Below are 14,091 nucleotides of genomic sequence, written 5' to 3' on the forward strand. Positions count from 1 at the left end.
GGCGGTTCAGCCCTCACCCGCTTCGTCGGCCACCAGCGAATCGGCCACGTCCAGCATGCCCCGCTGGCCACCAGCCTGGCGCACATCCACGAAGTACTGCCCGGCCACGCCCAGCGACGGCGTCCCGCGTACCCCGTAGGCACCGGCCAGACGCTCGGCGCGGTTGAGGCTGGAGCTGACCGCGAACGAGTTCAGCGCATCCATCACCTCGGACTCGGTCACGTCGGCCAAGCTGGCATAGAAGGCCGCCACATCAGCATGGTTCTGAAACTGGCGACCCTGCTCGTGGATCGCATCAAACATGGCCCGATGGGTCTGATCGAGGATGCCCAGCGCATCGGCGGCGTAGTAGGCCCGAGCCAGCACGGCCCAGCTGTCGCGGCCGAAGGTGATGGGTGTGTGCACCAGATCGACTCGCCCTTGGTTCTCCGCCACCCAGTCGCTGAGGACCGGCTCGAAGTCGGCGCAGTGCGGACAGCCATACGAGAAGAACTCGCGCACCTGCACGGCGTCGCCCGTGCTGTCGGTGGGCTGGGGGTTGTCGAGCACCGAATAGCCCTGCTGGGCGGCGGCCGGCCCGGTGATCAGTGCGGCCGCCAGGCCAAACAGCAGCAGCGCCGCCGGGGCCCAACGGCCCATCGAGAAAGTCAGTCGCATGAATCGGCTCCGTTGAAAGTCATGACGTCCATCATCCTACAGTTCGCCGTAGGAGTGCAGTCCCGAGAGGAACATGTTGACCCCCAGAAAGGCGAAGGTGGTGACGAACAGGCCGATCACCGCCCACCAGGCCATGGGCGTGCCGCGCAGGCCCTTGGTATAGCGCAGATGCAGCCAGGCCGCGTAGTTGAGCCAGACGATCAGCGCCCAGGTCTCCTTGGGGTCCCACGACCAGTAGGCGCCCCAGGCCTCGGCCGCCCACAGGGCGCCAAGGATGGTGGCCACCGTGAAAAACGCGAAGCCCAGGGCGATGCTGCGATAGCTGACATCGTCGATCTGCTTGAGGGTGGGCAGCCGGTCGGCCCATTTACTGTCATCGGGCACCCGTGCGCGGATCAGATACGCCACACCCAGCATCGCGGCGATGGCAAAGCAGCCATAGCCGATGAAGTTGGTGGGCACGTGGATCTTCATCCAGTAGCTTTTCAGCGCCGGGACCAGCGGTTCGATCTGCGAGGCGCCCCGGTCAAAGTGGTACCAGAGCAGGAAACCCACCGAGGCGGTGATCACCAGCAGCACGAAAAACCCCATGGAATAGGTCTGCTGGGCCTTTTCGTAGTAGAGGTAGATCAGCGCGGTGATGACCGCGAACAGCACGAACACCTCGTAGAGGTTGCTGACCGGGATATAGCCGATGCCCCCGGCGAACAGATGGGTCTCGTGCCAGCGCACCAGCAGGCCCACCAGCCCGGCGCCGGCGCCGAACCAGGTCAGCGTCGAGGCCACCTGGCCGGTGAAGCGGTGGCCGGTGAATAGCGAGACGCCATAGACCAGCGTCGCGGCCGGGAACAGCGCGCTCATCCACATGATCGCGGACTGGCTGGAGAGCAGGTACTGCAGGAAGAAATCCGTCTGTGCGGCCCCCAGCGCCGGGTAGCGCATGACCGCGAACAGGCTCAGCAGGCAGACCGCGGCCATGTAGATCTTTGACTCGCCCCAGTGCCAGCCGATGCCGATCATCACCCCGGCGGTGAACAGGGTGATCACCACCTCGTAGCCGTTCATGACATCGCCCAGCACCTGGAAGGTGCCGGCGGTGGCCACCGCGACCAGGGCCGCCCAAGCCCAGTCACTCACCGTCAGCCGCTGCCACAGGGACGGGCGGCGCATCTGACGCATCATTTCTTCGCGGGACGCTACCATTTCCTTAACCTCGATCCGTGTTGTCGCGCTCGAGCTGTTGGTCGACCGCATCCGCCAGTTCTCCAAACTCCTTCGCAAAGGCCTCGGGCTGGCGCTGATTGGCACCGGCCATCAACAGGTCGGCACCACCGTTGTCCCGCGGGGTGATCAGCGCCCAGACGCGCCGATGCGAGACATAAAAAAGCAGAAACACCCCGATCGTGAGCATTGCCGAGCCGGCATAGACCACATTCTTGCCCGGGGCACGGGTGATTTGAAGGCCCGTGGCCTGACGGTGATCAAAGTGATCGATACTAAAGATCACCGGCGCGCCATAATCCGAGACGGTGGAGACCGCGTTCATGGCGTCCTCGAAGAATGCCCGCTGATCGGCATCGGTCTGCACCATCGACAGCTGCACACCCTCGCGCGCGGCGAGCACCTCGCGGTAAATCTCGAACAGGGTGCGCTGAAGCACCGAGCGGGAGAACTCCAGCAGCATCTCGGGGCGGTTGGAGCCGGCCACACGGTCTTCGAGCTGTCGGTTGACGGCACCGAAGCCCCCGTCCAGCAGGGTCGCGATCATGTCATCGGCGGTGCCCGCCACCCGCGCACCCAGCTCGGGGTTGGCCACGCCCATCTGCGCCAGCAGCCCATCGGCGGCCCGCCGCGAGGCCTGTTTCACGCGGTTGGGATCGTCCAGTGCGGCGTAGAAGTCGAGAAAGGTCTTCATCGAGGCGTCGTCATCGGCCGGCACATGCAGGTACTGGAACGGCTGGCCGGGGCTGCTGCGCACGCCGTGCAGGTAGTACCAGCGCCCGTCGATTTCCACCGGCGCCATGTAGGTATGAAACTCGCGCGCCTGGCCGGCGTCGTCGCGCATGGTGTAGTTGAACGACGGCCCGACGTTACGGAACTCGTCCCGGGCGCCGGTCCGCTCGACGGCCCGCGGGTCCGGATTGACGTTGAAAAGCGAGAAGTCGTCAATCTCGAGGGTGCGCTCGATACCGCCCAGCTGCAGGCGCAGGTTCTCGAACACCCGGCCGTCCACGGGCATGGAGGCGCCGGAGCCATCGAGGATGTGTCCGGTCAGGTCCAGCGCCGTGCCGCCATCGGTGAACGAGGCCTGGTACAGCGTATGGCCGCGGTGGGTGAGCGGCTCATTGACCGAGATGGTCTTGCGGATGGGGTCTTCGAGGGTGGGGTCATGGATGACCAGGTCACTCTCGTAGCTGCTCGGCATGCCATTGGGGTAATGGTCGATGCGAAAGTCCTCGAGATAGATCTCGAATGGCAGCTCCTGGACGAGATAGCCGTCGCGGACCTGGAGGAAGGTCACGCTGCTGTTGCTGTCCTCGGGGATGGTGATGTTGCCGCGGAACGACCCACTCTCGGGCGGCAGCCAGCTCTCACCGGGCACCTGGGAGACCGGCAGATCGCGGGTCTCGATGGCCAGATCGCCGGTCATCTCGCGGATCTTGAGGTTGATGTTGCCGTCGATCAGCGCGCCCACGGCGATCACCACCACGGCGACATGGGTGAGCACATAGCCCGCCCGGGTGGCGCCGCCCTTCATGCCGGCCAGGATTACCGTGTCACCGCGCACCTCGCGCCGGGTGCGGTAGCCATAGCCGCGGAACGCCGAATCGGCGAGCATCTCCGCGGATTCCGCATCGGCCCCGACCTGCCAGCGCCGGTGGTTGGAGAGCGCCAGCAGCGAGCGCTCGCGCACATGGGTGCGATAGCGGGTGACTTCGCGCCAGACGCCGGGAATATGCCGGCTGACACAGACCCCGGTGGACAGGATGAGAAAGCCGAGAATGCCCAGAAACCACCACGCCGAGTAGACGTCGTAGAGGTTGAGCATGCGGAAGACCTCGAACCAGAAGGGTCCGAACTGGATGAGGTATTCGTTATAGGGGTTGTTCTGGGGCAGGACGGTGCCGATGATCGAAGCGATGCTGACCACCACCAGCAGGGTGATCGCGAGGTTCATCGACCCCAGGAATTCAAGCCAAATACTGCCGGAGCGCCGCCTGTCGCGTCGCTTTCCGCCCGTAGGGCTGTCTGTCACTGTCGCAGCATTCTGGACCATTGAATGCCCACCTGTTCGCTATCGACATTATATTACCGCGCGTCGGCGGTGGGTTTAACCATCCGCCAACGGGGGATTTGCCATCGGTCGCGAACTATTCGGCTGCAATATCCGTCGGGTAGAGGCCGCGCACGTAGTTGGCGACAGCCTGGATCTCTTCGTCATCGAGCTTCGAGGCGATGTCGTTCATCAGCCCGGCCTGACCATAGCCCGAACGTTTGCCGGACTGGTACAGCCCGAGCTGCTCGATGGTGTATTCGACCTTCTGGCCGCTCAGCCGCGGATAGCCGCTGCTGGGCACGCCCATGCCCCCGGGGCCGTGACAGCTGACACAGGCCGGCACGCCCTTCTCGGCGATGCCACCCATGTAGATGCTGCGCCCGGTGCTGAGCAGCTCTTCGGGGGTCTCACCCAGCTCGGCGTCGAGCTCCGAGAAGTAGACCGCCAGATCGGCCATGGTCTGCTTGTCGAGCCCGGCCGCCTGGCCCAGCATGATCGCGTTCTCGCGCTCGCCGGATTTGTAGAACTGCAGGTGTTCGTAGATATAGTCCGCGTGCTGCCCGGCCAGGTTGGGGTAGTTGGGCACGACACTGTTGCCATCCGCCCCGTGGCAGGCGACACAGGTGGCGGAAGCGGCCTCACCGCGTTTCGGGTCGGCGTTTTCGAGCTGGGCCTGGGCCGCCCCGCTCATCAGGCACAGCGCGGCGAGCGCGGATAACAACTTAACGATCATGATGTCCGACAGTTCTTGGATAGAATGGCTTTATACCAACGCCCCCCGAAGGGGTCAATTCAGCGGTCTTGGTTGAGACAATGACACTAGATTACCGCCGTGCGCAATTCCTTCTGTCCGCCGCACAGCTCGAGCAACTGCCCCCCGACCGGGGCGCCGAGGTAGCCTTCGCCGGGCGCTCGAACGCCGGCAAGTCCAGCGCACTCAACGCCATCACCGACCAGAAGCAACTCGCCCGGGTCAGCAAGACGCCCGGGCGGACCCAGCAGATCAACGTCTTCCCGCTGACCGACGATGTCACGGCGACGCGCCTCATGGATCTGCCCGGCTATGGCTACGCCAAAGCGCCGCCCTCGGTCCGTAACCACTGGCAGCAGGTGCTGCCGCAGTATCTCGAAGGTCGCGAGAGCCTCCGCGGTCTGGTGCTGATCATGGATATCCGCCACCCGCTGGGCCCGCTGGATCAGCAGATGCTGGCCTGGTGCGATGCCGCCGGGCTGCCCGCGCATATCCTGCTCAGTAAGGCCGACAAGCTGCGCCGCGGCGCGGCGGGCAACACCCTGCAGGCGGTCCGACGTGACGCCGGCGGGCACTGCGCCATGGCGACGGTGCAACTGTTCTCGGCACAGACGCGCCAGGGTGTGGACGCCGCCCGTGAGCAGCTCGACCGCTGGTTGCAGACATAAAAAACCCCGGCATCCAGGGGGGGTGGATGCCGGGGACGTTTGGCCCGGTCATAGGGGGGTGAATGACCGGGCCAGACTGACCCGCGCTCAAGGGAGGGAGTCGCGGGCCGCGCCGGGCACTGACGCATTTATAATGACAGCGCCGGCCACGGCGAAGTTCAGTGCGCGGTGTCCCAGTCGTCGCCGACTCCGACCTCCACCTCCAGCGCCACGTCGAGATCCGCCGCATCGGCCATGAAACCGCGGATCCGCTCGCCGATCGCGGCTTCCTCGCCCGCCGGCACTTCCAGCACCAGCTCGTCGTGGACCTGCATGACCAGCGTCGCGTCGGGCTGCTCGCGGGTGATCCAGTCGTCCACCGCAATCATGGCGCGCTTGATGATGTCGGCGGCCGTCCCCTGCATGGGGGCGTTGATGGCGGTGCGCTCGGCATACTGACGGCGTTGGGTGTTGCGGCTGTTGATCTCGGGCAGGTAGAGCCGCCGGCCGTAGACCGTCTCGACATAGCCCTGCTCGTGGGCCCGGGCGCGGGTCGCATCCATGAACGCGCGGACACCCGGATAGCGCTCGAAATAGCGATCGACATAGCTCTGCGCCTCACCGCGCTCGATGCCCAGCTGGCGGGCGAGCCCCCAGGCCGACATGCCGTAGATGAGGCCAAAGTTGATGGCCTTGGCGGCGCGGCGCTGGTCGTCGCTGACCGCTGCGGCCTCACCCCCGAACACCTCGGCGGCGGTGGCGGCATGGATATCCAGGCCCTCGGCAAACGCCCGGCGCAGCCCGTCGTCGCCGGACAGATGCGCCATGATGCGCAGCTCGACCTGCGAGTAGTCCGCCGCCATCAGCCGATAGCCCGGCGCGGGCACGAAGGCGCGGCGGATGCGCCGGCCCTCGGGCGTGCGGATGGGGATGTTCTGCAGGTTGGGATCCGACGATGACAGCCGTCCGGTGGCCGCCACGGCCTGATGGTAGGAGGTATGCACCCGCCCGGTTCCGGGGTTGATCAGCCCGGGCAGCTTTTCGGTGTAGGTCGAGCGCAGCTTCGAGACGCCGCGATAGTCGAGGATCAGGCGCGGCAGGTCATGACCCTGAGCGGCGAGCTCCTCGAGGACCGACTCGGCGGTGGAGGGGGCGCCCTTGGGGGTCTTGGCCAGCACCGGCAGGCCCTGGCGCTCGTAGAGGATCTCCTGGATCTGCTTGGGCGAGCCGAGGTTGAAGGGCCCGCCGGCGGCTTCATGGGCCTGCGACTCGAGCCGCTGCATGGTCTCCGCGAGCTCGCGGCTCTGGGTGGCCAGCAGTCCGGCATCCACCCGCACGCCGGTGCGCTCGATGCGCGAGAGCACCGGCAGCAGCGGCAGCTCGATGGTCTCGTAGACCGATCGCGGCCCGCTGCGCTCGGCCAGCGACGGCCACAGCGACTCGTGCAGGCGCAGGCTGATGTCGGCGTCCTCGGCGGCATAATCCACCGCCTGATCCAGGCCGACCTGATCGAAGGTGATCTGCCGGGCGCCCTTGCCGGCCACCGCCTCATAGCCGATGGGCCGATAGTTGAGGTATTTCTGCGCCAACGAGTCCATGTCGTGGCGTGCCGCCGTGGCATCCAGGCAGTACGACTCGAGCATGGTGTCGTGGACCACGCCGCGCAGGGTGATGCCGTGATTGGCGAGCACGCTCATGTCGTATTTGAGGTTCTGCCCCAGCTTGCCGGCCTCGGGGTCCTCAAGCAGCGGTCTGAGCCGCGCGAGCGTGGCCTCGCGATCCAGTTGGCGGGGCTGATCCGGGCCGGTATGCGCCAGTGGCAGATAGGCCGCCTCGCCCGCGGTGACGGCAAACGACACACCGACGATGCGGGCGCGCATGTAATCAAGGCTGTCGGTCTCCAGATCCAAGGCAAAGCAGGGTGCCGCCGCCAGCCGCTTCAGCCACTGATCAAGGCGGTCCTCATCCTGGATGCACTCGTAGTCCGCCTGGGGGTCGGCCGGATCATGCCGGGTGACCGCCGGCGGCGGGTCGTCGCCATCGCCATCGGCTTCGACCTCGCGCAGCCAGGTGTTGAACCCGAGATGCCGGTAGCGGCGGGCCAGTTCGTCGCGATCGGGGTCCGCCAGTCGGATGGCGAGTGGCTCAAGCGGCAGATCGACGTCGCAGTCAATGGTCGCCAGCTGCCGCGAGAGGTCCAGCTCGTCGAGGTGCTCGCGCAGGCTCTCGCCCACCTTGCCGCCGATCTCCCCGGCATGGGCACGGATGCCATCGATGGACTGGTACTGGGTCAGCCACTTGGCGGCGGTCTTGGGTCCCACCTTGGGGACGCCCGGGATGTTGTCCGAGGTATCGCCCACCAGGGCCAGATAATCGATGATCTGCTCAGGCGGCACGCCGAACTTGTCGATGACCGCATCGCGGTCGAGGGTGGTGTTGGACATGGTGTTGAGCAGGGTGACCTCGCCGTTGACGAGCTGCGCCATGTCCTTGTCACCGGTGGAGATCAGCAGCGTCAGCCCCTCATCCCGGCCGCGCACGGCAAGGGTGCCGATGACGTCGTCCGCCTCGACGCCGCCGACTTCGATCAGTGGCAGGCCCATGGCCCGCACCACCGCCTTGAGGGGTTCGAGCTGAGCGGCCAGATCATCCGGCATGGGCGGGCGGTTGGCCTTGTACTCGGCGAACAGTTCGTCACGGAATGTCCGGCCCGGGGCGTCAAAGACGACCCCCATGTGCACCGGGCGATAGTCCTCGATCAGTCGGCGCAGCATGCTGATCACCCCATAGACGGCGCCGGTGGGCTCGCCCGCGCTATTGGTCAGCGGCGGCAGGGCGTGATAGGCGCGGTACAGATAGGACGAGCCGTCCACCAGCAGCAGGCGCTTGTCGGGGTCACTCATGGCAGTCTAGATCCGTTCGAGGTTGGCATAGGCGGCGACGAGCCACTTGGTGCCCGCATCGTTGAAGTTGACCTGGATGCGGGCGTTGGGGCCGTTGCCCTCGCAGTCGAGGACCACGCCTTCACCGAAGCGGCTGTGCTGGACCCGCTCGCCCAGGCCGAACTCGGCCTGGGTGGCGGGGCTCTCGCCCAGGCCGCTGCCCGCGGCATCCGGGCCGGTCACCGAGAAGCGCGCCCGCACCTCGTCCACCAGCGCCGGGGGCAGCTCGCGGATGAACCGCGAGGCAATGGCGAAGTCGTCACGACCATGCAGGCGGCGGCGCTCGGCATAGGTGATCAGCAGGCGCTGACGCGCCCGCGTGATGCCGACGTAGGCCAGGCGGCGCTCCTCTTCGAGCCGGCCGGGTTCCTCCACCGACATGCGATGCGGGAACAGCCCCTCCTCGAGCCCGGCCAGGAACACCACCGGAAACTCCAGGCCCTTGGCCGAGTGCAGGGTCATCAGCTGCACACAGTCCTCCCAGGCACCGGCCTGGCCTTCTCCGGCCTCCAGCGCGGCGTGGGCGAGGAACGCGGTCAGCGGATCCATCTCGGCCTCGGCGGTGTTGTCCTGCTCGAAGTTGCCGGCCGCAGTGATCAGTTCGTCGAGGTTTTCAAGCTTGTCCTGGGCCCGGTCAGAGCCGTCCTTGCCCAGGTGCCCGCGCAGCCCGGTCCGGGTGATGACGGTCTCGATGCGGTCGGCCAGGGCGGCGTCGGCGGTCTCGCGGTCGAGTCCGTCGATCAGCTCGACGAACGCGCGCAGGGCGTTGCCGGCCCGGGCCGGCAGCCCGCCCGGCCGGCTTACCAGTTCGCGGGCGGCGGCCCACAGGCTGACCCCCTGATCGCGGGCGGTCAGGCGCAGGGTCTCGACCGTGCGGTTGCCGATGCCACGGGTGGGGGTGTTGATGATGCGCTCCAGCGCGGCACTGTCATCGCGATTGGCGAGCAGGCGCAGATAGGCCAGGGCGTCCTTGATCTCGGCGCGCTCGAAAAACCGCAGCCCACCGTAGACCCGGTAGGGGATGCGGCGCGCCATCAGGGCTTCCTCAAACGTGCGCGACTGGGCGTTGGAGCGGTAGAGGATGGCGACGTCGCTGCGCGCCAGGCCCTGTTCCTCGACCATCGCCATGAGCCGCTCGACCACGAACCGGGCCTCGTCCTGCTCGTTGAACGCAGCATATAGGGCGATGGGCTCGCCGGCCTCGCCTTCGGTCCAGAGCTTTTTGCCCAGCCGGTCGCTGTTGCGCGCGATCAGGGTGTTGGCGGCGTCGAGGATGGTGCGGGTCGAGCGGTAGTTCTGCTCAAGCCGCAGCACCCGGGTGTGCGAGTAGTCGTTGCGGAAGCGCTCGAGGTTTTCCACCCGCGCGCCACGCCAGCCATAGATCGACTGATCGTCGTCACCGACGATGAACACGTCCGACTCGGGCCCGGCGAGCAGCTTGAGCCACTCGTACTGAATGCCGTTGGTGTCCTGGAACTCGTCCACCAGCACATGGCGGAAACGCCGCCGGTAGTGGCCCAGCAGCTCGAGGTGGTTCTGGAGCATTTCCACCGTGCGCAGCATCAGCTCGGCGAAGTCCACCACCCCGGCGCTGCGGCAGGCCTGCTCATAGGCGGCGTAGACCCGCGCCATCTCGCCACTGTAGGGATCGGCACTGTCGAGGTCCTCGGCCCGCTCGCCGGCGTCCTTGCGGGCATTGATGAAGCCCTGCAGCTGACGCACCGGCCAGCGGTTTTCATCGACTTCAAGATCGCGCATGACGCGCTTGACCAGACGCCGCTGGTCCTCGCTGTCGAGGATCTGGAAGCCCTGGGGCAGGCCCGCTTCCTGCCAGTGCAGGCGCAGCAGCCGGTGACTGAGGCCGTGGAAGGTGCCCACCCACAGGCCCGAGCCATTGATGCCGAGCAGCGACTCGATGCGCGCGCGCATCTCGGCGGCGGCCTTGTTGGTGAAGGTCACGGCCAGCAGGTTCCAGGGGGTGGCACCCTCGACCCGCACCAGCCAGGCGGCGCGGTGGGTCAGGACCCGGGTCTTGCCGCTGCCGGCGCCGGCCAGCACCAGGGCATGCCCCTGCGGGGCGGTGACGGCCTCGCGCTGGGCGGGGTTGAGCGGATCGATGAGATCAGAGACATCCATGCCGCCGGAGTATATCAGCGCGCCCGGTGACTAGGGGGTCGGCAGCGCCCTGACCGGCGGCAGATCACGGATGAGCTCGGCGAGCGCACTGACCACCGGTTCGCGGGCACAGCCGCGGCGGCGATAGATGGCCAGCTCGCGCACCGGCGGGCTGCCGGCGAAGGGCCGCACCGCCAGCCCGTCGGTGGCATTGCCCGCCGCCTGCACCGCCAGGGTGGGCAGCAGCGTCACGCCGGCACCGGTGGCGACCATCTGGCGCAGGGTCTCGAGACTGGTGGCGCGGAAGTCCTGATGCTGCTGCGCGCCCACCCGCGAGCAGAAGTCAAGGGCCTGATCGCGCATGCAGTGGCCTTCCTCGAGCAGCAGCATGGGCGTGGCGTCCAGGTCGTCCCGGCTGATTTCGGCCCGGGCGGCCAGCGGGTGCGACTCCGGTAGCGCCACCTCGAACGGCTCCCTGAAAAGCGGCTGCGCGATCAGCCCCTCGTCGGGCACGGGCGCGCCCATGATGGCGGCGTCGAGGGTGCCTTCGCGCAGCCGGTCGATGAGCCCGCGGGTGCGTTCCTCATGGAGTAGCAGCCGCAGCTTGGGATAGCGCGCCTGCAGGATCGGGAAAAGATGCGGGATCAGATAAGGCCCCAGGGTGGGGATGATGCCGATGCGCAGATCCCCGCTCATCGGGTCCCCCGCGGCGCGGGCGACGCTGACCAGATCGTCCACCTCGTCGAGGATCTGCCGGGCCCGCTCGGTGATCATGCGGCCGATGGGCGTGACCAGCACCCGCTTGCTGGTGCGCTCCACCAGCTGCACCTCGAGATAGGCCTCGAGCTTCTTGATCTGGGTGCTCAGGGTGGGCTGGCTGACGAAACACGCCGCCGACGCCCGGCCAAAATGCTGATGGTCGGCGACGGCGACGAGATAGCGCAGATCGCGAAAGTTGACGTGGTTCATGGGCGCATCCCGAGGGATATCCGGAAAACCCCTATTCTAGCGCGGGATTACCCCGGATGCGCGAATCAGCCCGCCGACAGGCAGGTCACCAGACGTTCGCTGAGCTGATTGATCAGCGTCGTGTAGTAATCCCCGTCGGCGGGGATCTCGCTGCCCAGCGGATCCAGCACGCCGGTGCGGGCACCGGTGCCACTCAGCACGGTGTCCACCATGGCCGGGTTGAACTGCGGCTCCGCGAACACGCACTGCACGTCCCGCTCGGCGACGATGTCGCGGATCTCGGCGATGTGCGCCGGGCCCGGATCGCGGGCGTCACTGAGCGAGATGGCGCCGACGGTGTTCAGGTCAAAGCGGCGCTCGTAGTACTGATAGGCGTCGTGGAAGACGATAAACGCCTCGTCATGGACCCCCTCGAGCTCGCCGCGCACCTGGCGGATGAGCCCGTCGATCCGATCCCGGGCGGCGTCGGCGTTGGCCTGGTAGCGCTCGGCATTGGCGGGATCATGGCGGGCCAGGGTGTCGGCGATCACGCCCAGCCAGTGCTGTGCGTTGACCGGGTCCAGCCAGGCATGCGGATCAACCCCCTCGTGGGCATGGCCCTCGTGGTCGTCATGCCCTTCGTGATCGTCATGGCCTTCATGGCCTTCATGGCCTTCGTGACCTTCGTGACCTTCGTGACCTTCGTGGCCTTCGTGCCCGTCATGGCCGGCCTCGGCCAGCACACGGTCACGAAAGCCATGGCGCAGCGTCCCGTCGGTGTGCAGCAGCGCCACTGAATCAGCGTTACCCGCCAGGTTGTCCAGCGCACCGGTCAGCCACGGGGTCAGTTCATCGCCCACCCAGAACACGATGTCGGCGTTTTCAAGCGTGGCGGCCTCGCTGGGGCGCAGCGAATAGCTGTGGGGCGAGGCGCCGCGCTGGATGACCATGGACGGCTCGGCCACCCCGGCCATCACCTGGGTGACCAGCGACTGCACCGGCGCGACGTCGGTGGCGACGCGCGGTGCCGCTAGCGCCGGCGCGGCGATGACGCCGAAAATCAGGCCCAGCAGGGCGGCACGGGGTCGCGGTAGGGCGGAAGTGGACCGGCGTTTCATGAGAAACTCTCCTTCGCAGGCTGTTTATGTAACGATATACTATAACATCACTTCACCGGGTTGAAAGATGCCGAATCCACAGACTCCCTTAATACAGGCGGACAGCCTCAATCTGCGGATCAACGACAACCCGATCCTGCAGGACATCACGCTGAGCCTGTCCGCCGGCGAAATCGTCACCGTGGTCGGGCCCAACGGGTCGGGCAAGTCGACGCTGCTGCGCGCGTTGATCGGGGCCATGAGGCCCACCAGCGGGCGCATCACCCGGGCGTCCGGCCTGCGTCTGGGGTATGTGCCGCAGCGCCTGCACATCGACCCGACGCTGCCGCTCAGCGTCCGGCGGTTCCTGAACCTGCCCCGCCGCCACTCGCGGCAGGCCATTGATCAGGCGCTGGAGCAGGCGGGAATCCCCGGCCGCGCCGACAGTGCCCTGACGTCGCTGTCCGGCGGGCAGTTCCAGCGGGCGCTGATGGCCCGGGCACTCATCGACGCGCCCAATCTGCTGATGCTCGACGAGGCCTCGCAGGGGCTGGATCAGGCCGGCACCGCCGAGTTCTACCGCCAGCTCGAGCACATCCGCGACCGCCTGGGCTGCGGGATCCTGCTGGTCAGCCATGACCTGCATGTGGTGATGCGTGCCGCCGATCGGGTGATCTGCCTCAACCACCACATCTGCTGCCAGGGCCGGCCCGAGGCCGTGACCGCCGCGCCGGAATACCGCGCCCTGTTCGGCACCGATGACGACACGGCGCTGGCGCTGTTCCGGCATAACCCCCATCACCATCCCCATGATGCCCACACGGAGCCCGACCATGCTGGATGACTTTCTGGTCCGCGCCACCCTCGCGGGGCTGGGTGTGGTGCTGGCCGCGGCACCGCTCGGCTGCTTTGTGGTGTGGCGGCGGATGGCCTTTTTCGGCGCCGCCACCGCCCACGCCGCGGTGCTGGGCGTGGCGCTGTCACTGGCGCTGTCGATGTCGATCTTCGTCGGTGTGCTGGCGGTCTCGCTGCTGATGGCGGTGACGGTCAGTCTGCTGAGCGACCGCGGCTATGCCATGGATACCCTGCTGGGGGTGATGGCGCACTCGTCGCTGGCGTTCGGTCTGGTGGCCGTGTCGTTTCTCAGCGACGTGCGCATCGACCTGATGGCGTACCTGTTCGGCGATATCCTGGCGGTGGGGCGCGGCGACCTGGCGATCATCTGGGGCGGCTCGCTGCTGGTGCTGGGCCTGACCCTGTGGCGCTGGCAGGCGCTGCTGCTGACCACGGTCAATGCCGACCTGGCCTACGCCGAGGGCCTCGATCCGTCGCGCGAGCGGCTGATCCTGACCCTCGCGCTGGCCATTGTGGTGGCGGTGGCCATCAAGGTGGTGGGGGTGCTGCTGATCGCGGCGCTGCTGATCATTCCCGCCGCCACCGCGCGGCCGTTCAGCCGCACGCCCGAGCGCATGGCAATGGCGGCGGCCGGTCTGGGGGCGCTGGCGGTGCTGGGTGGCATGTGGGGGTCGTGGCAGTGGGACACGCCCACCGGCCCGACCATCGTCTGTGTATCGGCCACGCTCTTCGCGCTGCTGGCCGGTCTGGCGCGCAGCCTACCGGGCCGCCATCGGGCGGTTTGACACGGCACGGTGGGGCT

The 14,091-nt window shown here is 67.2% G+C and carries 11 protein-coding genes; 3 read left to right on the forward strand and 8 right to left on the reverse strand.

All coding sequences use genetic code 11. The annotated features are described in order from the left end of the window. Positions 1 to 6 precede the first annotated feature (6 nt). The 4 genes from FPL11_RS00825 to FPL11_RS00840 all read right to left on the reverse strand — a co-directional run bounded on the left by FPL11_RS00825 (position 7) and on the right by FPL11_RS00840 (position 4,667). Positions 7 to 657 (reverse strand): thiol:disulfide interchange protein DsbA/DsbL, encoded by a 651-nt coding sequence (locus tag FPL11_RS00825; RefSeq protein ID WP_235013494.1) that lies wholly within the window; start codon positions 655 to 657, stop codon positions 7 to 9. Positions 658 to 693: 36 nt separating this feature from the next. After that, positions 694 to 1,836 (reverse strand): c-type cytochrome biogenesis protein CcsB, encoded by a 1,143-nt coding sequence (ccsB, locus tag FPL11_RS00830; RefSeq protein ID WP_235011925.1) that lies wholly within the window; start codon positions 1,834 to 1,836, stop codon positions 694 to 696. 28 nt (positions 1,837 to 1,864) lie between these two features. Then, entirely contained in the window at positions 1,865 to 3,835 is a 1,971-nt protein-coding gene (locus FPL11_RS00835; RefSeq protein ID WP_159308522.1) for a cytochrome c biogenesis protein ResB, read from the reverse strand. A gap of 193 nt (positions 3,836 to 4,028) precedes the next feature. Further along, positions 4,029 to 4,667: a c-type cytochrome gene (locus FPL11_RS00840; RefSeq protein WP_069133775.1), complete on the reverse strand. Its 639-nt coding sequence runs from the start codon at positions 4,665 to 4,667 to the stop codon at positions 4,029 to 4,031. A gap of 80 nt (positions 4,668 to 4,747) precedes the next feature. Here FPL11_RS00840 and yihA point away from each other — a divergent pair, with 80 nt between their 5' ends. Then, positions 4,748 to 5,353, forward strand: coding sequence for a ribosome biogenesis GTP-binding protein YihA/YsxC (gene yihA, locus FPL11_RS00845; protein ID WP_144346847.1), 606 nt, complete (start codon positions 4,748 to 4,750; stop codon positions 5,351 to 5,353). Positions 5,354 to 5,511: 158 nt separating this feature from the next. Here the strand turns inward: yihA and polA are convergent, their stop codons facing one another. The 4 genes from polA to FPL11_RS00865 form a co-directional block, all read right to left on the reverse strand. After that, positions 5,512 to 8,235 (reverse strand): DNA polymerase I, encoded by a 2,724-nt coding sequence (gene polA, locus FPL11_RS00850; protein ID WP_144346848.1) that lies wholly within the window; start codon positions 8,233 to 8,235, stop codon positions 5,512 to 5,514. A 6-nt stretch (positions 8,236 to 8,241) separates the two neighbouring features. Further along, positions 8,242 to 10,410, reverse strand: a complete 2,169-nt coding sequence (gene uvrD, locus FPL11_RS00855; protein WP_069133781.1) for a DNA helicase II — start codon at positions 10,408 to 10,410, stop codon at positions 8,242 to 8,244. Between the two features lie 30 nt (positions 10,411 to 10,440). Continuing rightward, positions 10,441 to 11,358 (reverse strand): LysR substrate-binding domain-containing protein, encoded by a 918-nt coding sequence (locus FPL11_RS00860; protein WP_069133783.1) that lies wholly within the window; start codon positions 11,356 to 11,358, stop codon positions 10,441 to 10,443. Positions 11,359 to 11,423: 65 nt separating this feature from the next. Then, positions 11,424 to 12,455, reverse strand: coding sequence for a zinc ABC transporter substrate-binding protein (locus FPL11_RS00865; RefSeq protein ID WP_144346849.1), 1,032 nt, complete (start codon positions 12,453 to 12,455; stop codon positions 11,424 to 11,426). A gap of 67 nt (positions 12,456 to 12,522) precedes the next feature. On the opposite strand from FPL11_RS00865, the gene FPL11_RS00870 reads away from it, so the two are divergent. Both FPL11_RS00870 and FPL11_RS00875 read left to right on the forward strand, forming a co-directional pair. Then, positions 12,523 to 13,278, forward strand: a complete 756-nt coding sequence (locus tag FPL11_RS00870) for a metal ABC transporter ATP-binding protein (protein ID WP_144346850.1) — start codon at positions 12,523 to 12,525, stop codon at positions 13,276 to 13,278. Continuing rightward, a complete protein-coding gene (locus tag FPL11_RS00875) occupies positions 13,247 to 14,074 on the forward strand; it encodes a metal ABC transporter permease (RefSeq protein WP_235013495.1) in 828 nt (275 codons plus the stop codon). Before FPL11_RS00870 ends, FPL11_RS00875 begins: the two co-directional genes overlap by 32 nt. The last annotated feature ends 17 nt before the right edge of the window (positions 14,075 to 14,091 follow it).

It is taken from the genome of Spiribacter aquaticus (assembly GCF_007625215.1).
Taxonomy (GTDB): Bacteria; Pseudomonadota; Gammaproteobacteria; order Nitrococcales; family Nitrococcaceae; genus Spiribacter; species Spiribacter roseus.